The organism is Halobacillus sp. AWH4_228 (genome assembly GCF_056158365.1).
Genome location: NZ_JBSWTE010000001.1, coordinates 2,054,263 through 2,076,539, shown reverse-complemented (window position 1 = coordinate 2,076,539; position 22,277 = coordinate 2,054,263). Strand labels below are relative to the sequence as shown.

At 47.3% G+C, this 22,277-nt stretch carries 27 protein-coding genes; 4 read left to right on the top strand and 23 right to left on the bottom strand.

What is annotated here, in order from left to right:
• Positions 1 to 3 precede the first annotated feature (3 nt).
• Positions 4 to 975, bottom strand: coding sequence for a P1 family peptidase (locus tag ACXADP_RS10540; protein ID WP_474971412.1), 972 nt, complete (start codon positions 973 to 975; stop codon positions 4 to 6).
• A 78-nt stretch (positions 976 to 1,053) separates the two neighbouring features.
• Between ACXADP_RS10540 and ACXADP_RS10535 the strand changes: the two genes are divergently transcribed.
• Positions 1,054 to 1,329, top strand: coding sequence for an acylphosphatase (locus ACXADP_RS10535; protein ID WP_474971411.1), 276 nt, complete (start codon positions 1,054 to 1,056; stop codon positions 1,327 to 1,329).
• Between the two features lie 84 nt (positions 1,330 to 1,413).
• On the opposite strand, the gene ACXADP_RS10530 is transcribed toward ACXADP_RS10535, so the two are convergent.
• From ACXADP_RS10530 to ACXADP_RS10425, 22 genes are all read right to left on the bottom strand, one after another.
• Complete coding sequence (locus ACXADP_RS10530; protein ID WP_474971410.1) at positions 1,414 to 2,154, bottom strand: SDR family oxidoreductase; 741 nt, start codon at positions 2,152 to 2,154, stop codon at positions 1,414 to 1,416.
• 137 nt (positions 2,155 to 2,291) lie between these two features.
• The gene (locus tag ACXADP_RS10525) at positions 2,292 to 2,531 is read right to left on the bottom strand and encodes an indolepyruvate ferredoxin oxidoreductase subunit alpha (RefSeq protein ID WP_008640010.1); all 240 of its coding nucleotides are present in this window, start codon (positions 2,529 to 2,531) and stop codon (positions 2,292 to 2,294) included.
• A gap of 166 nt (positions 2,532 to 2,697) precedes the next feature.
• Positions 2,698 to 3,246: a histidine phosphatase family protein gene (locus ACXADP_RS10520; protein WP_206932753.1), complete on the bottom strand. Its 549-nt coding sequence runs from the start codon at positions 3,244 to 3,246 to the stop codon at positions 2,698 to 2,700.
• A 77-nt stretch (positions 3,247 to 3,323) separates the two neighbouring features.
• Entirely contained in the window at positions 3,324 to 4,913 is a 1,590-nt protein-coding gene (locus ACXADP_RS10515; protein WP_474968633.1) for an amidohydrolase, read from the bottom strand.
• A gap of 135 nt (positions 4,914 to 5,048) precedes the next feature.
• On the bottom strand, positions 5,049 to 5,252 hold the full coding sequence (locus ACXADP_RS10510; RefSeq protein WP_474968634.1) for a DUF6501 family protein: 204 nt from the start codon (positions 5,250 to 5,252) through the stop codon (positions 5,049 to 5,051).
• A 69-nt stretch (positions 5,253 to 5,321) separates the two neighbouring features.
• Positions 5,322 to 5,921: an alpha/beta hydrolase gene (locus tag ACXADP_RS10505; protein WP_474970392.1), complete on the bottom strand. Its 600-nt coding sequence runs from the start codon at positions 5,919 to 5,921 to the stop codon at positions 5,322 to 5,324.
• A 108-nt stretch (positions 5,922 to 6,029) separates the two neighbouring features.
• Positions 6,030 to 6,608 carry a TetR/AcrR family transcriptional regulator gene (locus ACXADP_RS10500; protein ID WP_474971409.1) on the bottom strand — a complete coding sequence of 193 codons (579 nt, stop codon included), beginning with the start codon at positions 6,606 to 6,608 and terminating at the stop codon, positions 6,030 to 6,032.
• Between the two features lie 76 nt (positions 6,609 to 6,684).
• Complete coding sequence (gene msrB, locus ACXADP_RS10495) at positions 6,685 to 7,644, bottom strand: peptide-methionine (R)-S-oxide reductase MsrB (protein WP_474971408.1); 960 nt, start codon at positions 7,642 to 7,644, stop codon at positions 6,685 to 6,687.
• An 88-nt stretch (positions 7,645 to 7,732) separates the two neighbouring features.
• Entirely contained in the window at positions 7,733 to 8,326 is a 594-nt protein-coding gene (gene vrrA / locus ACXADP_RS10490) for a VrrA/YqfQ family protein (RefSeq protein WP_474971407.1), read from the bottom strand.
• 63 nt (positions 8,327 to 8,389) lie between these two features.
• Positions 8,390 to 9,076: a uracil-DNA glycosylase gene (locus tag ACXADP_RS10485; RefSeq protein WP_474971406.1), complete on the bottom strand. Its 687-nt coding sequence runs from the start codon at positions 9,074 to 9,076 to the stop codon at positions 8,390 to 8,392.
• A gap of 187 nt (positions 9,077 to 9,263) precedes the next feature.
• Positions 9,264 to 12,380: an AAA family ATPase gene (locus ACXADP_RS10480; protein ID WP_474971405.1), complete on the bottom strand. Its 3,117-nt coding sequence runs from the start codon at positions 12,378 to 12,380 to the stop codon at positions 9,264 to 9,266.
• Position 12,381: 1 nt separating this feature from the next.
• Positions 12,382 to 13,536, bottom strand: coding sequence for an exonuclease SbcCD subunit D (locus ACXADP_RS10475; protein WP_474971404.1), 1,155 nt, complete (start codon positions 13,534 to 13,536; stop codon positions 12,382 to 12,384).
• A gap of 9 nt (positions 13,537 to 13,545) precedes the next feature.
• Positions 13,546 to 13,764: a YozE family protein gene (locus tag ACXADP_RS10470; RefSeq protein WP_474968641.1), complete on the bottom strand. Its 219-nt coding sequence runs from the start codon at positions 13,762 to 13,764 to the stop codon at positions 13,546 to 13,548.
• A gap of 110 nt (positions 13,765 to 13,874) precedes the next feature.
• Positions 13,875 to 14,603, bottom strand: coding sequence for a twin-arginine translocase subunit TatC (gene tatC / locus ACXADP_RS10465; RefSeq protein WP_474970393.1), 729 nt, complete (start codon positions 14,601 to 14,603; stop codon positions 13,875 to 13,877).
• Positions 14,604 to 14,713: 110 nt separating this feature from the next.
• Complete coding sequence (gene tatA, locus ACXADP_RS10460) at positions 14,714 to 14,902, bottom strand: twin-arginine translocase TatA/TatE family subunit (protein ID WP_027954362.1); 189 nt, start codon at positions 14,900 to 14,902, stop codon at positions 14,714 to 14,716.
• Positions 14,903 to 14,932: 30 nt separating this feature from the next.
• Positions 14,933 to 15,109, bottom strand: coding sequence for a twin-arginine translocase TatA/TatE family subunit (locus ACXADP_RS10455; RefSeq protein WP_474971403.1), 177 nt, complete (start codon positions 15,107 to 15,109; stop codon positions 14,933 to 14,935).
• An 89-nt stretch (positions 15,110 to 15,198) separates the two neighbouring features.
• Entirely contained in the window at positions 15,199 to 15,813 is a 615-nt protein-coding gene (gene mobA, locus ACXADP_RS10450; RefSeq protein ID WP_474971402.1) for a molybdenum cofactor guanylyltransferase, read from the bottom strand.
• On the bottom strand, positions 15,810 to 16,307 hold the full coding sequence (locus ACXADP_RS10445; protein WP_474971401.1) for a dihydrofolate reductase: 498 nt from the start codon (positions 16,305 to 16,307) through the stop codon (positions 15,810 to 15,812). The genes mobA and ACXADP_RS10445 overlap by 4 nt, the downstream gene beginning before the upstream one ends.
• A gap of 22 nt (positions 16,308 to 16,329) precedes the next feature.
• Positions 16,330 to 17,289, bottom strand: coding sequence for a thymidylate synthase (locus ACXADP_RS10440; RefSeq protein ID WP_474971400.1), 960 nt, complete (start codon positions 17,287 to 17,289; stop codon positions 16,330 to 16,332).
• The gene (locus tag ACXADP_RS10435) at positions 17,279 to 17,902 is read right to left on the bottom strand and encodes an HD domain-containing protein (RefSeq protein ID WP_474971399.1); all 624 of its coding nucleotides are present in this window, start codon (positions 17,900 to 17,902) and stop codon (positions 17,279 to 17,281) included. Before ACXADP_RS10435 ends, ACXADP_RS10440 begins: the two co-directional genes overlap by 11 nt.
• An 8-nt stretch (positions 17,903 to 17,910) precedes the next feature.
• Positions 17,911 to 18,765: a DUF72 domain-containing protein gene (locus ACXADP_RS10430; protein WP_474968646.1), complete on the bottom strand. Its 855-nt coding sequence runs from the start codon at positions 18,763 to 18,765 to the stop codon at positions 17,911 to 17,913.
• 50 nt (positions 18,766 to 18,815) lie between these two features.
• Positions 18,816 to 20,486, bottom strand: coding sequence for a formate--tetrahydrofolate ligase (locus ACXADP_RS10425; RefSeq protein ID WP_474971398.1), 1,671 nt, complete (start codon positions 20,484 to 20,486; stop codon positions 18,816 to 18,818).
• A gap of 329 nt (positions 20,487 to 20,815) precedes the next feature.
• Between ACXADP_RS10425 and ACXADP_RS10420 the strand changes: the two genes are divergently transcribed.
• From ACXADP_RS10420 to ACXADP_RS10410, 3 genes are all read left to right on the top strand, one after another.
• On the top strand, positions 20,816 to 21,016 hold the full coding sequence (locus ACXADP_RS10420) for a cold-shock protein (RefSeq protein ID WP_474968648.1): 201 nt from the start codon (positions 20,816 to 20,818) through the stop codon (positions 21,014 to 21,016).
• A gap of 151 nt (positions 21,017 to 21,167) precedes the next feature.
• On the top strand, positions 21,168 to 21,845 hold the full coding sequence (locus ACXADP_RS10415) for a queuosine precursor transporter (RefSeq protein WP_474968649.1): 678 nt from the start codon (positions 21,168 to 21,170) through the stop codon (positions 21,843 to 21,845).
• An 11-nt stretch (positions 21,846 to 21,856) separates the two neighbouring features.
• The gene (locus tag ACXADP_RS10410; RefSeq protein ID WP_474971397.1) at positions 21,857 to 22,267 is read left to right on the top strand and encodes a ribonuclease HI family protein; all 411 of its coding nucleotides are present in this window, start codon (positions 21,857 to 21,859) and stop codon (positions 22,265 to 22,267) included.
• Positions 22,268 to 22,277: the final 10 nt, after the last annotated feature.

The window sequence follows — 22,277 nt, the reverse complement described above, 5'->3', positions numbered from 1 at the left end:
GTGTCATCCTTTCTTGTGAAAATCCTTGGCTGCTGGATATTCTTCCGTGGAAGCACTGGACAGCACGGCATTCAGCACCGCTTTTTCCATACACCATGCAGCAGCAGCCGCTAGAGCGTTCGGGTCACAGGGAACCTGATTGTCCGACATACAGAAAATCGTATCCCCGTCCACAAATGTATGGGAAGGGCGGATTGTCCTGGCCAGACCGTCATGAGCCGCATCGGCCACTTTAGATGCCTCTGCTTTCGTCAAAGCCGCATTTGTAAGGATGGTCCCAATGGTCGTATTTCCTTTGAAACGATTGGTATCCGTATCTTCCATTTGACGAAGAAGCTGCTTTTCTGTATGTAAAAATTCATTTCCTTCATAAAGACCCGCGATCACTTTTCCTGTGGCCGGATCGACCACATCGCCAAAACTGTTGACCGCTGCAACAGCTCCGATTTCCACTTGCCCGATTCGGCAGGCCCAGCTTCCGATTCCGCCTTTCATGCTGTGTGTCTTTCCCAGCGCTTTTCCTACCGAAGCCCCGGCGCCCGCTCCGTAATTTCCCATTTGGAACGCAGGTGCCTCATAAGCGGACCGAGCAGCCTCATAGCCGAGTTGGGCGTCCGGACGTTCGACGGCGGGATCGTCGGTCAAGTCAAACAAAATGGCTCCTGGAATAATCGGAACTTTAGCCACCTGCACATCAAAGCCGATTCCTTTTTCTTCGAGAAATTTCATGACACCGGAACCGACATCAAGTCCGAAAGCGCTGCCGCCGGAAAGGAAGAGGCCGTGAATGTGCTGGACAAGGTTTTCCGGCCGCAGCAGGTCGGTCTCCCTCGTCCCCGGCGCACCGCCCCGGACGCTTACACCTCCGACAGCACCTGTTTCATGAAGCACAACGGTACAGCCGGTACGGCCTGATGGATCTTCTTTCTGTCCGATTTTAAACGGGGACAAATCCGTAATCTTCATTTCTTTCATCCTTCTTCCTCCTTATTGAGGTTTGCCTGCAGGGGGACGCAGGGAATTGTTCAGAGAGGAACTGGAGGTGCTGACACAATGGAAAATAATAGAATTCTTGTACATGGACGCGTTCAGGGAGTCGGTTTCCGGGCTTCTGCCAAGCAGATGGCTGAACAACTCGGCGTAACGGGCTGGGTCAAAAATCAGCCGGACGGAACCGTCCTGATCGAAGCTGAAGCTGAAGAGGGTCAGTTGAAACGTTTCATTGAAAAAATCAATGAAGGTCCAACTCCTTTCAGCCAGGTTGAATCCCTTGATATAACTAGTCAAGATGAAATTCAGGGTTACAGCAGATTTAAAGTTGTCCATTAAAAGATGACCGCTTCCCGCGGTCATCAATGCTTGTAGAAAAACAGAAGTTTTTCTACAAGCTTTTTTTTAGATGTCTCTTTTTGCTCAGGCCTGATGCAGCGGTCGTACAATGATTTCATTTACATTTACGGATTTCGGCTGTGTCACAGCATACGAAACGGCGCTGGCAATATCTGCAGCTTCAAGGGGCTGCATACTGCGGTCCTTAAACATATCCAGAACTTCTCCGTCAGTGATGTGATCGGTGAGCTCTGTTTCTACCGCCCCGGGAGAAATGTTGGTGACGCGCACACCGGTTTTGGCCAGTTCTTTTTCCATACCCATGGACAGCGCTTTTACTGCGTACTTGGTCGCGCTGTACACCGTGCTGGAAGGAAACACTTCATGGCCCGCCACTGAGGAAACATTGATGATGTGGCCGGAATCCTGTTCAAGCATAATGGGCAGTCCGGCATGAATGCCGTACAGCACACCTTTAATATTCACATCCACCATCTGTTCCCATTCGTCTACATGATCATTTTTCAGGAAGGAAAGCAGCATAACACCGGCATTATTGATGAAAATATCCAAACGGCCGAAGGCATCTTTCGTTTCCTTCACGAGATTTTCGACATCCTCCCGCTTCGTAACGTCCGTTTCGACCACTTTCGCTTCTACTTGATACTGACTTGTAATTTCGTCAGCAAGCTCCTGCAGGCGTTCCGCGCGGCGGGCTGCCAATACGACATGAGCTCCCTGTTCTGCGAGGGAGTGAGCGATCGCTTTACCGATTCCGCTGCTTGCCCCTGTAATAACTGCTGCTTGATTTTGTAACGTTGTCATAAAATAGCCTCCTATGTCCGAATTCTTTATGTATCTACCCGGAATTCAAGATAATTATTCATTGGAATGCTGTGAAGAAATGGGATAATAAAAAACGCCCTCCTTAATCGTAAGGAGGGCGTTTTTTTGTATGTGCCTTATTGTTCTTCGAAGAACTTGCGGTTGATTTCGATGTATGGGGTTTCCTCTTCAGGAACTTCATCCTCGATATAAATAGCTTCTACCGGACACACAGCTTCACATGCGCCGCAATCTATGCAGATGGCAGGATCGATATAGAACATATCTTTTCCTTCCTCGATACAGTCAACCGGGCACACATCCATGCATTCTCCAGCTTTTTCATCTTTACAAGGGGATGTAATAACAAATGCCATTTCGTTTTCTCCTCCTTTAAGTGGAATTAAGTGTGCTTACATTTCTATATTCACCTTGAATAGCTAAGATAAACACCACAATCTATCATAACGATTTTATGTCAAAATCGCAATCCGAGGTCTGACAACAGAAGAAATAAAGAAAGGAAAGATGACAGCCGAGCTGTCAATCTTCCCAAATACGTTCCACAATATATTCTCCGCCCTGTTTCTGGACAAGAAAAACATCCGGGCGTGACAGCCGTTTCCAATCATAAAATCCAATTTCACGGTTATACTTCTGCAGCAGCAGAGCAAGAAGATTCCCGTGCGTTACGAGGAGGACATTTCCACAGTCTTGATTTTCCAGCTCCTCAATGAGCGAGAGGACCCGGTCCTTCGCTTCTACAGAGGACTCACCTCCGGTTAACTTCAAATCAGGATCCTGAAACGTATCGTGAAGGACTTCTTCCCAGTCATCCAATGGTTCGTGACTGAGGACCCTTTCCTCCAGGCGGTCGTCTCTTTCAATTTCCATGTCCTTGGACCGGGCATAGGGTCTGATGGTCTCAACGGCCCTCAAATAGGGACTTGAGATAATACGGTCAATGGTTACACCAGACTGATCCAACAGGACCGCCAGTTTCTGTGCTTGACGTATTCCAAGCTTAGTTAAGGGTGAGTCTTCATGCTGCCCTTCTGTTTCACTGTGGCGGACGATAATTAGTTTATCCATTTCTACCCATCCTCCCCTTTCCGTCACCTTACTCTTATTATGGATGATGGAACGAGTGTTTACAAGAAAAGTCGTACTTATCTTTTATAGACCCTTTGTCCTCTGTGCCAGGTTTCCAGGACACTCAACTCGTGCAGGTGCTCCGGTTTGATTTCCTCGGGATGCTGATCCAAAAGAACAAAGTCAGCCTGATAACCACCTTTAATGATGCCCTTGTGATCTTCATTGTATTCAAGTTCCGCCGGTGTTTTTGTAAATCCGGTGTAGGCCGCCTGAAGGCTGATCTTTTCCTGCGGCATCCATCCACCTTCAGGGCGCCCGTCCAAGTCGGTCCGGTTCACCGCTGTAAAAATCGTCACAAAAGGATCCAGGGCGCCGATAGGAAGGTCCGAGCTCAACGTAATCGGAATCTGTTCTTTCAGAAGAGTTTCATAAGCGTCAGCGTATGGAACGAGACTTTCCGGCGACCAGTGGTGTTTTTTATCCCATTCATCAAGCAGGAAGGAAGGCTGTGTTTCAATATAAGGGGCAGCCTCTCTCATGCGTTGGATAAGATCAGGAGCGAGCGTCTGGGCATGAATAATCCGGTGGCGGAACCTTTCCGTTTCTGCTTCCGGCTGTTCAAGGGCTGTCAACGCCTGCTCCACCGCCCGGTCTCCAATCGCATGCATAGCTACCTGCATCTTTTGTTCACTCGCATAACGGACCATTTCATTCAATTGATCCTGGGTATAAATCAAAATGCCGTCCGTATCCGGCTGAACGGGGTAAGGGCTGCGCATGGCTGCTGTAAACAACCGTTGTGTCCCGTCAAGGAAGATTTTCACTGATCCTACCCGCACCCGTTCTGTTCCCCCGCCCGTACGGAGGTCATTATGAAGGCAGTAGTTTTTCAAATCATCGATATTGAATATATAATGGTGCAGATGAACATCGATGGGAAGTTCCCCTTCTTGTTCAAGCTGTGTATACGCTTCCCACAAGCGTTGATAAGACCCGATGAAGTTGATGTCATCGGTATGAACCGACGTGATACCACAGCGGCTTAAATAAGGTATTCCGGTTTTCAGCGCCTCTTTCGCATCCGCAGCGGAACGGCCCCAGAAATGGTGTTTAATGTAATGAACAGCAGTATCCTTAAAGCGTCCGTTCCATTCCCCGCTTTCATCTGTTTCCTTGAATTCATCCGGTTCCTGTTTAAACGCTTCCTCCTCTTTCAAACGCTCCAAAGCTTTCTGGCTGATTACGCACTCATGTCCATCCTGATGCATGAAGTACATATTGGCATCAACGTGAATCTCGTTCAAATCCTCAGCGGTAAGCAGACCATCCAAATCGTCAAAGTTCCCATCATTGAACCCTTTTCCATAAATCCAGTCATTCTGTTCAATCTTGTCATAGTGGTCCTCGACCATCTGTTTCATTTCCTTCCAGCTTTTCGCTTCGGTCAAGTCCAGCTCCTTTTTCAAAAGACTGTAGCGTAAAAGGTGCATGTGGCTGTCATTGAAAGAGGGGGCTAGGACTTTCCCTTTCCCATCTATGACCTCCCCGCCTTCTAAAGGCTCTTCAGAGATTTTTTCGAACGTTCCGCCATTTATTTTAACCGCATACGTTTGATCATCATAAGGGTGGGAAGGATCGTAAATTCGGACATTATTTATAATCATAAAGAAGGCATCCTTTCTTCTTATAGGCTTATACCCCCATACCCCCGCCAATCTTGACTGTAAACGTCCAATTCTCACAATATTCGACATTCGTACAGCCAATAAAAAAGCTGAAGGGCATCCCTTCAGCTTGTCTCATACTTCTTTGAAGTAATCTTTGTAGAAACCACCGATTCTGCCGGAGTTGTCTACTACAAAGTAAAATTCTTCGCTTTCATTTTTAACGTCGTACACCTTACCTGGGGTGAGGACGTTGTTGACAACGAATTTAGCGGCGTCATTATGGACGCATTCGATTTGTTTTATCGTTTTATTGTTTTCCCAATCTTTATGAATCACAGCACTACCTCCTTTGTTCCCTGCCTTCTATCATACACGGAACAAGGATGTGACTCAATACAGACACCATTAAAACTGCGCCGCATACCACTCGGCGGCTGCCCGTACTTCCTGTTCAGTCAACTGGTGCCCCATCCGCTCCCAGTGATCCGTGACATGGGCTCCGGAAGCTTGAAGCAGTGATTTTAAATCATGGGTTTCAGAAGCCGGACAGATCGGGTCGTTTTCACCGGCACCAATAAATACGGGAATTCCCGTCTGATCAGGAAGCTCTATCCCCCGTCTTGGCACCATCGGGTGGAACAACACCGCACCAAGCAGACTCTTTTCATAATGAAACAGAAGGCTGCCAGCAATATTCGCCCCATTGGAGTATCCTGCGGCTACAATCTGATCCCGTCGGAAGCCGTAATGAGCGGCAGCTTCATCCAGAAACTCGGATAATTCCTTCGTCCGCTCAACCAAATCCTCTTCATCGAAAACCCCTTCTCTAAGCCGCTTAAAGAAGCGCGGCATTCCGTTTTCAGAAACGTTCCCCCGGACAGACAAGACGGAGGCTTCAGGATCGATCATCCCGGCGAGTGGGAGAAGGTCCTGTTCTGTCCCCCCTGTCCCGTGCAGAAGCAGAAGAACTTTCTCATTCTGCCCTTCTTTGAAGATGTGCTTCATATTCATGTGAATCCCTCCGTTTTTTCTTTATCATCATATCTAAAAACATGATATCTTTAATTCAAGATATTGTCAAAGAAAGAACCGCCTTTTTAAAAAGCGGCGGGTTCATTCGTTTCTTTGGGACAAACCGTGTTCCATCATATGGAACAATTGCTGCGTCATATCCTCTGCTCCGATTTTTTTTCGGTTGGAAAATAAAATCGAATGAAAAATAACGTCGGAGATGAGCGTGGAGGAAACATCTGTCGTCCACAACCCAGCTTCTTTCGCTTCTTCAATCCAGCTGCCCATAAGTTGTTGGGTTTTCATGAGATCCTTATGAACTTCGGTTTTATATAACAGGGCTACCTGCTTATCACTCGTTTGAAGTTCGTGAATCATTTGATCAATGTGATACGTATCGGCGTGCTCCAGAAAAATGTGAAGCAGCTGCTTTAATTTTTCGTTGGGAGGAAGATCCGGCGGCACCGCCTCAATTTTTCGATTCATTTCATCCATCATCGCTCTCATGTACGAGAGAATCAGTTCCTCTTTATTTTTGAAATACTCATAAAGGGTGCTGCGGCTGACTTGAAGCTCTTCAGCCAGTTTTTTGAAATAAACCTCCTGGATACCACCGTTTCGCAGTACTTCCCCGGTTACGGTTAAAATTTCATCTTTGGTTAGGATTCGTTTTCTGCCCAAGGTCCGTTCCTCCTCATCCAATCATTATAGCATTGGATGACAGCTGCTTCTAACCCTGACTCTCTGAACAAGCCATTCAGCGGAAAAGATGCTTCAAATATCCGTATCCTTTTTCGTCCATCTGATCTTTCGGAATGAATTCGAGCGCTGCAGAGTTTATGCAGTAACGAAGTCCTCCCTGGTCTACAGGGCCATCGTCAAAGACGTGTCCGAGATGCGAATCGGCTCCACCGCTCCTGATTTCCGTACGGAACATGCCGTGGGAAGTGTCTACTTCCTCTTTGACCTGCTGTTTCTCAATCGGCTTGGTGAAGCTCGGCCATCCACAACCGGCGTCATATTTATCTTTCGAGCTGAACAGCGGCTCTTTAGAAACAATATCCACATAGATGCCTTCCTCTTCATGGTCGAAATATTCATTATCGTAAGGACGTTCCGTGGCATTCTCCTGTGTTACTTTATATTGAATATCACTCAGCCGTTTTTTTAGATCTTCAGGATCCTTTTTATAACTCCAGTTGTCCTGGATAAATCCAGCACGTCCGGATCCTTTTTTGTAACGCTTGTAGTGGAACGCGTTCTTCTTATAATACTCCTGATGCTTGTCCTCCGCTTCATAAAAGACGGCAGCGGGAAGGATTTCAGTAACAATCGGCTGGCTGAATCTCCCTGATTTCTCCAGATCCTGTCTGCTTTGTTCAGCGACTGCTTTCTGTTCTTCGTTATGGTAATAGATGGCTGTTGTATAGGAATGGCCCCGGTCAGCAAACTGCCCTCCGTCATCTGTCGGGTCTATCTGCTGCCAGAATAGTTCTACGAGCCGTTCGTAGGGGAAGATTTCCGGATCGTATACGATTTGAACAGCTTCTCTATGTCCGGTTGCTTCTGAAACCACCTGCATGTACGTCGGATTTTCCGTATGTCCTCCGGTGTATCCAGAAACAATGGATTCGATCCCAGGTCGTTCATCGAAAGGTTCCACCATGCACCAGAAGCACCCTCCGGCGAATGTTGCTTTTTGTAATGTATTAGTCAATATGAAGCCTCCTCCGGCATTGTGTAATCAATAACCTTTGTTCCTATTCTTGCTAATTCATAAAAAAAAATCAAGCCACACGCACAGCCTAAATAAACAATTTAGGCTGTGATGTTCCTTGACTCTTTTTCTTTTTATGCGATTTGGAGGTATGTTTACTCCTCCCTTTCCCCCTGCTGGAGCTTTCTCTGGACTCCCAGCTGTAGGAGGAGGATGGTGATTCACCCGATTTTCCTGATGACTCATCTACCTCTTCTTCATCCGGCTCATTCATGATTTTCATCATATTAATCATTGCTGGGATATTTTTGATCATCGGACCGTACTGCTGCATCATCGGCGCGGCAGTCTGGACAGCCTTCAGCGCTGTCTGCATATGCCCAAGCCACCCGGCCCCTCCTGTTTTGGCAGCGGCGCCGGCCGCATTAAACGCATTGGAACCAAGGCCTCCGCCACCGAGAAAGCCCGCTCCGGGTACAGATCCTAATCCGGCATTCCCGAAAAACCCGGGAGCTCCAGCACCAAAACCGCCTTTACCAAGCAGACCCGGCAGACCTCCGAATCCACGGGAACCAGCATTTGCGAGAGGTCCCATAGAACGCATCATCTGTGGACCTGCTGCTTGTTGAAAGCCCGGGAACGCCCCCATGGGAGGGTATGGTGGTTGACCAGTAGGAAACATAACAACCCCTCCGAAACTTTAGAATACTGTAACATATGCCCTGGGTAACCGTATGGTCTGGGCTCAAGCCTCTTCAGGATTGACTGGAAGCGCCCAGTTCACAGGAGATTCCCCATGCATGTTCAGAAACTCATTAGCCTTGGAAAAAGGGCGGCTGCCGAAAAATCCACGGTGGGCAGCAAACGGACTGGGGTGGGAAGATTCGAGAACGAGATGGCGCTCCCGGTCTACAAAATCAGCTTTCTTTTGAGCATGTTTTCCCCACAATAGGAACACCACAGGCTGTTCTCTTTCATTGATCTTCTGGATTACAGCGTCGGTGAACTTTTCCCAGCCGATTCCTTTATGGGAATGAGGCTCATGCGCGCGCACCGTCAAAACATCGTTGAGCAACAGGACACCTTCCGCAGCCCATGACTGGAGGCATCCGTGGTTGGGTTTCTTTATGTTCAAATCTTGTTCCATCTCTTTATAAATATTACGAAGAGAAGGTGGAATAGACACGTGGGGACGGACCGAAAAGCTGTATCCATGAGCCTGACCCTCATTGTGATAAGGGTCCTGTCCCAGGATGACGACTTTCGTATCTGAGAGTGCCGTTCCCTTCATAGCGGCTAAAACGTTCTCGCGCTCAGGGAACACGTGCGCCTGTTCATATTCTCTTTCGATTTCCATTTCAAGCTCCCGGAAATATTCTTTCTGCTTTTCCTGCTGCAGCACCGGTTTCCAGTCATTTTCAATCGTAAGCAATCCGCTCTCTCCTCTCTGTCATTGGCAGGGGTGGAGCAACTATTTCCCGGGCAAGCGCATCATTAGACAATAGTCTTAGAGCCGGATCTTCTCCTCGGGACGAATTTTGTTGGACAACGTCACTCCCTGCCCTTTTCCCGCAGGTTTTGCTCCTCAACCAAAAAGGAGCAGCCCTGTTCTTTACCGGTTATTGAAAAATAAATTGAAGCGAAGACCCTTTAGGACCGCTATATACTTGTAGTTTGGCCGGGATTTCCTCTTTCAGCTGGGACACGTGGGAAATAATCCCGAGCATGCGGTTTCCATCCTGAAGTACCCGCAGACAACCGATGGCCTGCTCCAGTGATACTTCATCAAGGGTTCCGAACCCTTCATCAATAAATAAAGTATCAAGCTGAACCCCTCCCGCATGGGATTGGACAACATCAGCCATACCCAGGGCGAGACTGAGTGAGGTTTTAAAGCCTTCCCCGCCCGACAATGTCCGTACAGAACGCTGCTGTCCTGTATGATGATCGATTACTTCAAGATCCAGGCCGCTCTGCGCACCTCTTTTGGCAATTGCCCCGCTCCGGACCAGCTGATATCTGTGGTCCGTCATTTGATCAAGGCGGATATTCGCCTGGACTAGAATTTCATCAAGGAAAGAAGCCAGCACATAGCGTTCAAGCGAGAGCCTCATAGGGTTATCTCCAGCAGCAAGCTGGGCCAGTTCAGCCACATCATAATAATCAGCAGCCAGTGCTCCAACTTCCTCCACGAGACGTGTGATATTTTTTTCGACGTCCCTGTTCTGCTTCAACATCACCTGAATTTCATTTAACTGCTCCTGCCTGGCGTCCCGGGCCGCCTTTTTCTCCTCCAATCCCTTATGGAGAGCATCCATATCAGGTTTTTCGGTTTCTTTCAGCTCACGGTTCAATACACCCAGCCGTTCTTCTACCATTCCTTTCCGCTTATCATGTTCAAGAATTCTTTTCTCCATAGCCTCCCGTTCAGAAGAAGGTTTAAGAGCCTCCCTGTACGCCTCTATAGAGGGGAAGGAAAATTGGTCAAGCGTTTGATTCATTCGTTTTTCCCGATCCTCCACAGCTGCTTTCATTTCCTCTACATACGCACGGCCTTCCTCTACGGCAGTCTGGACCTGCTGCCGTTCTTCCCGTTTCTGCTGATAAACGGCCTGTGCTTTCTCCCAGCTTTGTTCTGCTGCAAGATATAAAGCTTCCTGATTCTCTGTTTCCTTTTTCAACGTTTCTGCATCGGTCGTTTCAAAGGCTCCATTCTTTTCCATCGCATGGATGTCAGCCTGAACATCAGCAGTCTTCTGGCGGGAAGACTGGAGAGCTTCCTGGAGATTCTCTGCCTCCCCGCGGAGCTGGACGATCGTACCCTCCAGTTCTTCCAGCTGTTTGTTTTCCTTTTGGAGGCGTGCTCTCTTTTCTTGAAGACTTTGAAGTTCTTTATTGTAAGAGTCAAGATGCTCCCCGGCTGTGTCCACAGCTTTTTGAATCGATGCATCCGTCATGTCTGTCATATCGTCCTGCAGTTCCTGGTACAGACGGTCGGTCAGCTGCCGCTGGGTTTCGCCTGCTGATTTTACCTGGACAAATTCCTCTTGAAGCTTGGTGAGCTTCTCGTCGTGTTTTTCATAGACTTCTTTAAGCTGCTGGATCTCCGCTGCACTTTTAACAGCTGCCGGTTGCCGGGCAGGTTGAGGATGGTGGTTCGAACCACATACCGGACAGGGCGTGTTCTCCACGAGGTTCATGGAAAGCGTATAGGCATGGTGCCCCTGCACCTCTTCAAGAGCAGATTCATAGGCCTCCTTGGATTTCTGCTGGTCTTTCTTGGCTGAGTCAAAGCGGACCATGAACGATTGATAGGTTTTCCGGAGCTTCTTCAACTGCTCCCATTCCCGGCTCAATTGCTGGAGCTTCTGCTTTTTATTACCCATGTTTTCCTGCTTCTGCTTTAATGTGTATTCTTTTTCAGCGAGAGAAGGATCTTCTTTAACGCTTTCCTTCAGCTTCTCAACTGTTTGAGATGCGTCCAGCAGCTTTTTTCGATTGGTTTCGACAGCTTCCTGATCTCGGCGGAAATTTTCCTTATGCTGCTTGAGCACCTCCACCAGCGAAAGGTATTCCTTCAGCAGTTGTTCTTCTTCCTGCTTCTTTTTCCATTTATTTTTCAACGCTTCGCGATGCGGGGCGTTCTGTTCCTCTGTACGGTATTTTTCTTCAGCTTCCTGATACTCCTTTAACAGGGAAGCTCTTCGCTCTTCTTTCTGTTGGAGGCTCGTCTGCCACTTTTCCAGTTCAGCTTTACGATTTTTATAATCCTTTTCATAAGGAAGGACCTCCGCAGCCTTTGCCGCCCACTGTTTTTCCTCCTGCAGCCGATTCACTTCAGGCTGCCGGTCTTGAAGCTTCTGCTGTTCACGGACCAGATGCTCTTTTTCCTGAAAAAGTTCTGTCACCCGCTGCTGTTGATAGACATGTTCCTGGAAAGCGTCTGTCTCCTTTTTGATTTCCTGCAGCTTCTCCTGCTTTTCATGATAATGATTTTCCTGGTCGATAATCCGCTGTTGCAGACGTTCTCTCACTTTTGAAAGCTCCTGGATTTCTTCTTCTTCCTGCTGATCCGGGTGCCAGTGAATTTTCTCTTTCTCCTGTTCGATTCTCCATTCAAACTGCTTCATCTCATCTTCAAGTTTTTTTGCTTCAGCCTTGAAATGAGAGGTCAATGCGTCAAAAAATTCAGTTTTAAATATGCGTTGGAGAATTTCTTCTCTTTCTTTACTATTTTCTGAAATCAGTTTCCTGAATTCTCCCTGCGGAATCATGATCATTTTTCGGAACTGCTCATAGTCCAGCCCCATCAATTCCTCGATGGTATCGTTCACTTCCTTGATCTTTGAAGCAAGCAGCCGCTCCTCATCATCCATGATCTGATACAGCTCTGCCCGGGCCGGCTCTTCTTTATATCCTTCGCCCCGTTCCTTTTTCTTCTGCTGTTTCGGAAGACGCTTGATGCGGTAGGTTCTGCCTCTCAATTCGAATAGATAATTCACATAAGTGAGGTCCTCGGGAGAAGCAAAATGACTTCTTAAGGTATCCTGATCGCGGTCACTCCCGCTGGCCCGCCCGTACAGGGCAAAACACATCGCATCAAAAATCGTCGTCTTGCCGGCTCCGGTCGGTCCTGTAATTAAAAAGATCGATTCGCTGCCAAGGGTCGTAAAGTCGACCGTCTGCTTATCTCTATATGGTCCGAAAGCATTCATCGTTATCGTTATGGCTCTCATATTACTGCTCCCTTTCCTTTTTCTTTAACGCATGAACGGCCTGTTCAATCATGTCCTTCCGCTTTCCAGGCAGGGGATCTCCTTTGATATCTTCATAGAAAGAGGCGAAAAGTTCCGAGTGAGAGAGAGTCTGTCTTTTCTTCACATGCTCCAGATCGTCCATTTCAGGGTTGGACATCGATCTTTTTCTTTCTAAATGAAGGATGTTCGGATAAACTTGACGGAGTTTTCCCATCGGATCAAGCAGTTGTCCGTCATCCAATAGACGAACATGCAGATAGTCCTCTTGATTGGACACTGCATCACCCGAAAGAAGATCTTCAAAATACCCTTCAATCACTTTGAAATCCCGCAGCGGATGTAAAGGGATTTTCTCTATCTCACACGTGCCGTCCTCATCCATATGGACAAAGGTTACGGATTTATTGTGACTGGCTTCCGAAAATGAGTATTTCAGCAGCGAGCCGCTGTAGCGGATATAATCCCGGGTCACACGCTGGGGTTGATGCAGATGACCGAGTGCCGTATACGCAAAATCCGTAAACAAGGAGGCATCCACATAAGGGCTGCCCCCGATCATTGAAAGCCGTTCTTCTGATTCGGATTCCATCCCTCCGGCGAGGAACGAATGACCGATCCAGACATGTCTCTCCGCTGAATCAAAGCGCTGTTCGATATCGTTGATGATTTTCTCAGCTGCCTGGTGATGGGATTTTATCGAGTCATCATCAAAGACCTTTGCTGCTTCTGCCGGCTCTAAGTAAGGGATTAAATGAAAATGGACAGGCCCGTGATCGTCATATAACGTGACAGGCTTCCGATCTTTCTTTAATTTAGAATCTAAGAACAATCCCTGCCTGCGGAACATTTCGCTTCCGAACTGTAAACGATCTGGACTGTCGTGGTTGCCTGAAATCGCAAGAACAGGGATCTGCAGTTCATTGACCAACGTCGTCAGTGTATCGTTCAACAGCTCCACAGCCTCTTTAGGAGGTATGGAACGATCGTATAAATCGCCTGCGATAATAATACAATCCGGCTCTTTTTCTTTGACTATATCAATGAACCGCTCAAGCATATAACGTTGATCATCCGTCATATGTACATAGTTGACGATTTTTCCTAAATGCCAGTCGGCGGTGTGAAGGAACTTCATTGGATCACCTCATTCTTCTACTTTTTCATATTCATCATAAAGCCGGTCAAAAAGGCTGAGAGCCCCTGCAAAAGGAGCATTCCACTCCAAATAGCGGCTGATTTCATCATAGGAGACCGACTGTTTGGGAAAGCTGTGATCTTTGAACATCCACTCAGCCAGCTGCTTCTCCTCATCCATTTTTTTGTTTCCGCGGTAACGCATCATATAATGATAAAAAGATTTCATACAAATCCTCCTGTCTCTCTTTCTATAGTTTTATCACGAATAAAAGAAGCCGGCAAAAAATTCAAGCCGGTCTTCCTTGAAGAAAAAAGATCCCCGGCCGGGGATCTTTCCTATTCTTCGATATCCGATTCCATAAATTCTCTGTGCTTTTCAAGCTTTTTCCGATAAACCATCCGCGATAAAACGATACTGATTTCATATAAAATAATTAAAGGCACGGCCACGACCAGCTGCAGAATGAAATCCGGCGGAGATATAATCGTGCCGATAATGACCAGCACAAAGTAGGCATACTTTCTGATCTTCACGAGCAGGACAGGGTTAACAATACCCAGGCTGGTTAAGAACATGACGATGACCGGAATTTCAAATAACACCGCAAATGGAATCGTCACCCGGAATAAAAATCGGAAATATCGTTCCACTGTATAAATCTCATTGAACATCCCATTGTTCAGCGACAGCAGAAATGGAAGGATCAACTCTACGAAAACGAGATACCCGAACGTCAGCCCTCCCAGAAACAAGATGAAGATGGCTGGTATGTAGGAAAGAGATGCCTTCCGTTCCTTAGGGGTCAACGCAGGTTTAATAAACAGCCACAGCTGCAGAGACAGAACAGGAAGAGTTCCGACAACGGCAACCAGTGTGGCGAATGTAAAGATGATCCAGATGATTTCACCTGGACTGGTCATGTTCAGTTCAAAGGGTAGATCTTTGATGAAGAAGTATTGAATTTGATCTACGTAGAAGAAGCCGGCAATAAAAAAGGCGGCAAAAAAGACGAGCGTCCAGATTACGCGTTTCCGTAATTCACTTAAATGGTCGGTTATGTTCATTTCGATATCTTGAGATATATTTTCGTTGGACAAATCATTCACCTCCAGGCTTCCTCCAGCCTGACAAAAAGGAAGATGCAAGGGGAAACCCTTACATCTCCCTTATTCATTTAGTCTGTCTTTTTCTTTTCAGTTTTCCCATTGTCCTCATCGGACATGATATCGCCGGTCGCTTTTTTGAATTCCTTCAGAGAGCTTCCAAAGGCCTTGCCGATTTCAGGAAGCTTGGAAGGGCCGAAGACGACCAGAGCGATGATCAAAATCAGAATCAGCCCGGGTACTCCAATACTTGATAACATGGAAATCACTCCGTTTATGCAGGGTGGTGGTTATTTTTCGGTCTCCTTTTCCTCTGAATCACTAGTCAGATCGCGGGCCGAATTCTTGAATTCCTTTAATGTCTCTCCGGCAGCCTTTCCGATTTCAGGAAGTTTCTTTGGACCAAATATCACCAAAGCAATCGTCAGAATTAAGATCAACCCCGGAATACCAATACTTGAGAGCATATCCTCACCGCCTTTTTCTCAAAACGACTAGTCCTTGACCCGGAACCGTCGTTGATGCTTGGAAAAATTCTCTTGATAGCCTTATCATATCATTCATGACGGGGGTTTGTCTCTATCCCTTCGTCTTTTTTCAACCATTCCTCCGCCTTTCTATAATCGGACGGTGTATTCATGTTGAAGAAATGCTTGTCCAGGACATTTAGAGGGATGGGAGAAAAATCGTTGATGTCCTTCGTTCGGATCCCGGCCAGGAATTCTCCTACTTTTCTTCCACCCTGCTGTATGAATGTGTCCAGGGTATGTACCGTCCGTTTGTGATACAAACCGGATAATGGATGTCTGCGGCCGTTATGGCAGGGAATCACCGCGTCCGTTTGGGAATCCGCATACGTTAGCAGATGGCGGTAAACCTCCGCGGAAAGAAAGGGCGTATCACAGGCCGTAACGGCTATCCACTCCGCTTCCGCATGGTTCATGACAGCATGGATACCCCCGAGCGGCCCCGTCTGCTCAAAATGTTCCGGAACTGTCGGATAGACCGGGTGTGCATCGTGTTGATTAATGATCAAATGCGGCGTCAATACAGCAAGGCGGGACAAAATTCTTTCCAGCACCGATGTGGGGCCGAGCCGCAAAGAACTTTTATCCATACCCATCCTCGTCGATCCCCCTTCATTCAGAACAGCTCCGCATACGGGCTTCATGAAATCCGCTTCCGGTCGTAGGTTCGGAAGTAATAGTCATAAGGGTTTTTCTCGTCCTTCATGCCTTTCGTTTCGGAGGATAACGTCCACTGATCATAATTGAATGGCGGGAAATAGGTGTCGCCTTCGAATTCAGCGTCAATATAAGTGAGATACATACGGTCGGCATAAGGAAGCATTTTCTCGAATAATACACTGCCTCCGATGACGAACCATTCCTTATCGGGCTGCTCCTGCTCCAGTTTCAGAATCTCATCCGTGGAGTGTATGACGGTACAGCCTTCCCTGTCATAGGATTTGTTTGATGTCAAAACAATATGCTTTCGTTCAGGAAGCGGACGGCCGAAGGATTCGAAGGTTTTTCTTCCCATGATGATGGTTTTCCCCCAGGTCATATCCTTAAAGAATTTAAAATCGTTGGGGATATGCCAGGGAAGGTCGTTATCTTTTCCGATTAGTTGATGACGATCCATCGCAAAAATAAATGAAATCACAGTCTCACAGCCTTTCTATGGTTTACACCGCTACCGGTGCTTTTATTCCCGGATGAGGGTCATAGTCTTCGATTGTAATATCCTTCATCTCAAAGTCGAAAAGACTTGAGATTTCACTGTTCAGGTGAAGCTTCGGCAGCCTTCGGGGTTCTCTGCTGAGCTGTCGTTGAATCTGGTCTATGTGATTGGTGTAAATATGGGCATCTCCAAGCGTATGAATGAACTCTCCGACCTCGAGGCCGCATTCGTGGGCGATTAAGTGTGTCAAGAGGGCGTAACTGGCGATGTTGAAAGGCACACCCAGGAAGATATCGCCGCTCCGCTGATAAAGCTGGCAGGAAAGCTTACCATCCGCTACGTAAAATTGGAACATGGCATGACACGGAGGCAGTGCCATATTGGAAGGAACGTCCTCCGGGTTCCATGCCGTTACGATATGGCGGCGGGAATCAGGGTTGGATTTGATGCTTTCCACCACATTTTTCAATTGATCGATGCTGCCGTCCCTGCTCGTCTTCCATTCCCTCCACTGCTTTCCATAAACAGAACCAAGCTCACCGTAGGTATCAGCGAACGTATCATCGGTAAGGATTTTCTCCTTAAAACGATTCATCTGATCTTCATAAACCTTTTGGAATTCCGGATCCTGCTGACTCCTGCGGCCGAAGTCCGTCATATCCGGCCCGTGGTAGTCCTCACTTTCCACCCAGGTTTTGAACGCCCATTCATTCCAAATATTGTTATTGTGCTGCAGAAGATATTTAATGTTTGTATCTCCTTTAATAAACCAGAGCAGCTCACTCGCAATCAGACGGAAAGGCACCCGTTTGGTCGTTAAAAGAGGGAAACCTTCTTCTAAATCAAAGCGCATCTGATGGCCGAACACAGAATATGTACCTGTCCCTGTCCTGTCGGATTTTTCACTGCCTTCTTCCAATACGAGCCGGCACAAATCAAGATAGGCCTGTTCGTTATTTGTCATGATGATGAACCTCCTCATTGGTGATGAAAATATCATTTTGCATTTCTTCAAGGAATTGTACCATAAATGAATGGCGCCTGGAGGCCTCATTTCTGCCTGTTTCCGTATTCATTAGAGAGACCAGTTTCAGTAACTTTTCCTCAAAATGACTGAACGAATCGCGGGATCCATCTTCTGAATACAACGGCTGTCCATGTGCTCCACCATAAGCAAACGTGCGTGCGATACCAATGGCACCTATCGCATCCAGCCGGTCAGCATCCTGGACGATTTTTCCTGTCCACGTTTGAGGGATACGTCCTTTTGAAAACGACACATCACGGATTGATGCATCCAGTTCTTTTACCTCGCTGTGGGTCAGGGACAGGGAAAGAAGAAACGAATCTCTTTCTTTCAACGCCTGTTCAGGATGTTTTGTCAGCTTCCGGTCTCCAATATCGTGGAGCCAGCCGGCCGCTTCACACATAAAGGGGTCCCCCTTCTCCTTCCTGGCAATCGCAGCCGACCAGAAGGCGACCCGTTTCATATGCTCGTAATCATGGCCGGTCGCATCCCCTGAAAACTGCGAGGCCGTATAGGTCCGGATTCTTTCCAACATCTCTGTCTTCTTCATAGAACCTCCTAAAAATTGAATAAATCCATCTGTCTTGGATTTAAATCGTTGTAATGGATGTTCAGCATTTCCTGAAACTGTTTGGCATTGTCTGCGGCATCCCCGCCGGAATTATTGTTGAATAGGAGCGTAACCTCAGGGGTCTCCTGTTCGAGCTCCCGGGCCCGCTCCGCCCATTCGGCAAGCTCATCATGGCTGTACCGGTAAAGAAAACGGACTTTACGCCAGTCTTTCCGGCCATTTTTGTTCCATCCGTGTGTATTCCGTCCATGAAAACGCACGAGCGTCTTATTGGGATGGGTCGGCACAAGAATACGGGGAACGGACCCTTCTCCTGCCTGTGGTTCATCACAGATGCTGTGAATCCACTGCTGGTCCTTCATAAAGGAAAGCGTCTGTTCTCTGTACTCCTCCTGAAACCACGTTCGGTTCCGGAATTCAAGAGCGATTGGATACGGCTCCAGCCACTCCCGTATATACCTCAATTTGCGGATGTGCTCTTTTCTTACATCAAACCACGGAGGGAACTGAAACAGCAGGGCGTTTACTTTTCCAGCTTCCCATACCGGCTGGACCGATTCCTCATAACGGAGCATAAGATCTCTCGCTTCCTGAACGGACCTGGATTCCCTGTCATGTCCTGTCAGCTGGTTGAATGCTTTAATAACAAAAGAGAATGAGTCCGGTGTCTCTTTCAGCCACTTTTCGTAGCGGGACAGCGGCTGAATCGCATAAAAAGCTGTATCCACTTCCACTACAGGGAAATGGGAAGCATATTCGGAAAGCTTGTTTTCTGAACGCGTTTTCTCCGAATAAAGAGAGGCGTGATCGCCCCACCCGGTAAGTCCAATATTAATCGTCATCGATGTCCCTCCTCTTTGTATAACAGCGTCCACAGGAAGATGATCAAAGATTAGAACAATCCTTTTACAACTCCGGACGCATCAACATCCATCTGGAGAGCTGCCGGATTTTTAGGCAGCCCCGGCATCGTCATGACATCTCCCGTCAAAGCTACCAGGAATCCAGCACCGATGGAAGGATATAAATCTCTCACTGTAATCGTGAAATTTTCCGGACGTCCAAGCTTCGATGGATCATCGGAAAGAGAGTACTGGGTTTTGGCCATACAAATCGGCAGATGGTTGAAGCCCAGGTTGGTCATCTGGCGTATTTGTTTTTCAGCTTTGGATGAGAATTCAACGCCCGAGGCTCCATAAATCCTGCGGGCAATTTTTTCTATTTTCTGCTCTATGGCATCTTCGAGCTCATACGTGTAGGCAAGCGGCTGATGTTTTTGGTCTGCTGCAGCTATGACTTTTTCAGCAAGATCCAATCCACCGCTGCCGCCTTTCTCATGAACCTGGACAAGAGAAACGGACGCACCCTCCTGCCTACACCACGCTGTCAAGGCATCGATCTCTGCTTTAGTATCTGTCGGAAACTCATTGACAGCAATCACATAAGGGACTTGGAACTGCTCTATCGTTTCCATATGTTTTTTCAAATTGGCAGCCCCTTCCATTAAGGCGGCTGTATTTTCGTTGTGAAGCTCTTTTTTGTCCACTCCTCCATGCATTTTCAAGGCACGGATCGTTGCTACAATCACAACGGCATCAGGTTCAAATCCGCCTGCACGTGTTTTGATATCAAGGAATTTCTCTGCACCCAGGTCTGCTCCAAACCCGGCTTCTGTTACGGCGTAATCGCCGAGTTTTGCAGCCATCTTCGTAGCCTTGACACTGTTGCATCCGTGCGCAATATTGGCAAACGGCCCCCCGTGTATGATTGCCGGAGTATTCTCCAAAGTCTGAACCAGGTTGGGTTTAGCAGCATCCTTCAATAGGAGAGTAAGAGCGCCTTCATAACCGAGTTCCTGAACGGTTACAGGTTTTCTGTCATACGTATACCCGATGACCATGCGGGCCAGGCGTTCTTTTAAATCCTGAAGATCTGAAGCCAGACAAAGAACAGCCATAATCTCAGAGGCGACGGAAATCATAAACCCATCTTCCCGCGGTACACCTTTGACAGGCCCTCCCAGTCCTACGACGACTTCTCTTAAGGCCCGGTCGTTCAAATCCACCACCCGCTTCCATGAAACACGACGAGGGTCGATATTCAGCTCGTTCCCCTGGTGTATGTGATTATCTATAAAAGCCGAGAGGGCATTATTCGCAGAAGTAATCGCATGAATATCTCCTGTAAAGTGCAGGTTGATTTCCTCCATCGGGACCACTTGGGAATACCCACCACCGGCGGCTCCGCCTTTCAATCCCATTGTCGGCCCAAGGGAAGGTTCCCTCAAGGCGATGACCGCCTTTTTGTTCAGCTTGTTCAAAGCCTGCCCAAGCCCCACAGTAACTGTGGACTTCCCTTCACCGGCAGGCGTCGGGTTAATGGAGGTTGTGAGGATGATTTTCCCGGATGACCGGCCTTCCAGCTTTTGTTCAAGTTTGTCAGACAGCTTTGCTTTGTAATGTCCGTAAGGTTCCCAGTCCTCTTCAGAGAGATTCAATCCGGCTGCTATGTCCTTGATAGGTTTCATTTGTGCTTCAAGGGCTATATCAATGTCTTTCTTCATATGTATCATCCTTTCTATTTTCCACCTCTATTGTACCTTACACCGTTTGATAGTTATAGTCATCCACTCTTGCGGACCCTCCCAACGTGTATCCGTTTCCTTATCTTGATTTAAAAGGTTTTTTGAAGAAAAAAGTATAGTCTGAATGTTGACGCTTTTTTTCTCATAAGATATATTTGTAGTAAGCAAATATCACGATCGGAAAGATAAATGACTGGTAAAGCCCATAGGAGTGACCGGAATTTATGTTCCGCACTTGTATGGTTTTTTTATTTCGGTCTGTATTTGTAATTCCCACGTTTGACGTGCAAGATTTAGGAGGAAACAACATGCAGAATGGTACAGTAAAATGGTTTAACGCTGAAAAAGGCTACGGCTTCATCCAGGTAGAGGGCGGCAACGATGTATTCGTCCACTTCTCTGCGATTCAGGAGGAAGGCTTCAAATCCCTTGAAGAGGGACAGGCCGTAACATTTGAAATCGTTGAAGGCGACCGTGGTCCACAGGCGGCCAACGTTGTAAAAGCATAAATCTCCAAAAAAAGCAGTCTCTTTTGAGATTGCTTTTTTTCATTTGCCGTTATCCTTGCATTCCTGCCTGTTCCGTCGTATAATTTAGCGCTGTTGTACGCATACGCGGTTCGGGAACTCCCGCGTTACCAAAACTAGGAGGAATAACAGCATGAATAACGAAATGATATGGCTGATTTTTGCAATCATAAACTTCATACTTCTGCTTGGTGTGTACCGGATATTCGGTAGAACCGGCTTGTTTGTCTGGATCGGTATGGCTACAGTGGTGGCCAACATCCAGGTCGTGAAAACCATTGAGTTGTTCGGTCTACAGGCGACACTTGGAAACATCGTCTATGGAACAGCCTTTTTAGCTACAGACATATTAAATGAAAAATACGGAAAGAAAGAAGCTGGAAAAGCGGTTTGGCTCGGATTCAGTTCTCTGCTTGCCATGACTATCCTTATGCAGGGGGCTCTCCTGTTCACGCCAGGATCCAATGATATCGCCCACCCCGCACTGGAAACATTGTTCGGTATTGTTCCGAGAGTAGCAGCCGGAAGTCTGGCCGCCTATCTGGTGAGTCAATATTTTGATGTGTGGCTCTACGCCCGGCTGAAGAAACGGTTTGCAGATGATAAATTTTTATGGATCCGCAACAACGGAAGCACCATGATCAGCCAGCTTCTGGACACAGCGGTTTTCTGCTTCATCGCCTTTTACGGCGTTTATCCATTTGACATATGGCTGGAGATATTCCTGACCACCTACATCATTAAATTTATAGTATCCGCTTTGGATACCCCATTCTTTTATATAGCAAAAAAATTTCCACGCTCTGAGTGAGGAGGGCCTTCATGATTGAAATATACACCGATGCTGCCTGCAGCGGCGATCCGGGTCTGAGCGCCGCAGGGATTGTGATCAAAACCAACAATCAAACCGAAGAACACCAGTGCTTTCTTGGGACATGGACCAATCATGAAGCGGAATTCCTTGCGGTCAGCCGCGCTCTGGAATTGTGCCGGTCGTATTATCCGGGTGAGATCATTTCCATCCGGTCTGATTCAAAAATCGCTGTCGATACACTGGATCGGAAATATACGAAAAACAAAAAGTTCCTTCCTTTATTCGAGCACATTCAGGAGCTGGAACAGTCCTTTTCCTTTGTATTTTATAAATGGATCCCAGATAAACAAAACCGGCATGCAGACAAGCTCGCCCGCGAATGCCTGTTGAAACACGCACAAAACCCAGATCAATCCTGATCTGGGTTTT

Excerpts from the sequence above, each read along its gene's own strand:
- ACXADP_RS10540 (WP_474971412.1), bottom strand. The coding sequence starts at position 975 with ATGAAAGAAATGAAGATTACGGATTTGTCCCCGTTTAAAATCGGACAG.
- ACXADP_RS10535 (WP_474971411.1), top strand. The coding sequence starts at position 1,054 with ATGGAAAATAATAGAATTCTTGTACATGGACGCGTTCAGGGAGTCGGT.
- ACXADP_RS10530 (WP_474971410.1), bottom strand. The coding sequence starts at position 2,154 with ATGACAACGTTACAAAATCAAGCAGCAGTTATTACAGGGGCAAGCAGC.
- ACXADP_RS10525 (WP_008640010.1), bottom strand. The coding sequence starts at position 2,531 with ATGGCATTTGTTATTACATCCCCTTGTAAAGATGAAAAAGCTGGAGAA.
- ACXADP_RS10520 (WP_206932753.1), bottom strand. The coding sequence starts at position 3,246 with ATGGATAAACTAATTATCGTCCGCCACAGTGAAACAGAAGGGCAGCAT.
- ACXADP_RS10515 (WP_474968633.1), bottom strand. The coding sequence starts at position 4,913 with ATGATTATAAATAATGTCCGAATTTACGATCCTTCCCACCCTTATGAT.
- ACXADP_RS10505 (WP_474970392.1), bottom strand. The coding sequence starts at position 5,921 with ATGAAGCACATCTTCAAAGAAGGGCAGAATGAGAAAGTTCTTCTGCTT.
- vrrA (WP_474971407.1), bottom strand. The coding sequence starts at position 8,326 with ATGTTTCCTACTGGTCAACCACCATACCCTCCCATGGGGGCGTTCCCG.
- ACXADP_RS10480 (WP_474971405.1), bottom strand. The coding sequence starts at position 12,380 with ATGAGAGCCATAACGATAACGATGAATGCTTTCGGACCATATAGAGAT.
- ACXADP_RS10475 (WP_474971404.1), bottom strand. The coding sequence starts at position 13,536 with ATGAAGTTCCTTCACACCGCCGACTGGCATTTAGGAAAAATCGTCAAC.
- ACXADP_RS10470 (WP_474968641.1), bottom strand. The coding sequence starts at position 13,764 with ATGAAATCTTTTTATCATTATATGATGCGTTACCGCGGAAACAAAAAA.
- tatC (WP_474970393.1), bottom strand. The coding sequence starts at position 14,603 with ATGAACATAACCGACCATTTAAGTGAATTACGGAAACGCGTAATCTGG.
- tatA (WP_027954362.1), bottom strand. The coding sequence starts at position 14,902 with ATGTTATCAAGTATTGGAGTACCCGGGCTGATTCTGATTTTGATCATC.
- ACXADP_RS10455 (WP_474971403.1), bottom strand. The coding sequence starts at position 15,109 with ATGCTCTCAAGTATTGGTATTCCGGGGTTGATCTTAATTCTGACGATT.
- mobA (WP_474971402.1), bottom strand. The coding sequence starts at position 15,813 with ATGAAGCCCGTATGCGGAGCTGTTCTGAATGAAGGGGGATCGACGAGG.
- ACXADP_RS10440 (WP_474971400.1), bottom strand. The coding sequence starts at position 17,289 with ATGACAAATAACGAACAGGCCTATCTTGATTTGTGCCGGCTCGTATTG.
- ACXADP_RS10435 (WP_474971399.1), bottom strand. The coding sequence starts at position 17,902 with ATGAAGAAGACAGAGATGTTGGAAAGAATCCGGACCTATACGGCCTCG.
- ACXADP_RS10430 (WP_474968646.1), bottom strand. The coding sequence starts at position 18,765 with ATGACGATTAATATTGGACTTACCGGGTGGGGCGATCACGCCTCTCTT.
- ACXADP_RS10425 (WP_474971398.1), bottom strand. The coding sequence starts at position 20,486 with ATGAAGAAAGACATTGATATAGCCCTTGAAGCACAAATGAAACCTATC.
- ACXADP_RS10420 (WP_474968648.1), top strand. The coding sequence starts at position 20,816 with ATGCAGAATGGTACAGTAAAATGGTTTAACGCTGAAAAAGGCTACGGC.
- ACXADP_RS10415 (WP_474968649.1), top strand. The coding sequence starts at position 21,168 with ATGAATAACGAAATGATATGGCTGATTTTTGCAATCATAAACTTCATA.
- ACXADP_RS10410 (WP_474971397.1), top strand. The coding sequence starts at position 21,857 with ATGATTGAAATATACACCGATGCTGCCTGCAGCGGCGATCCGGGTCTG.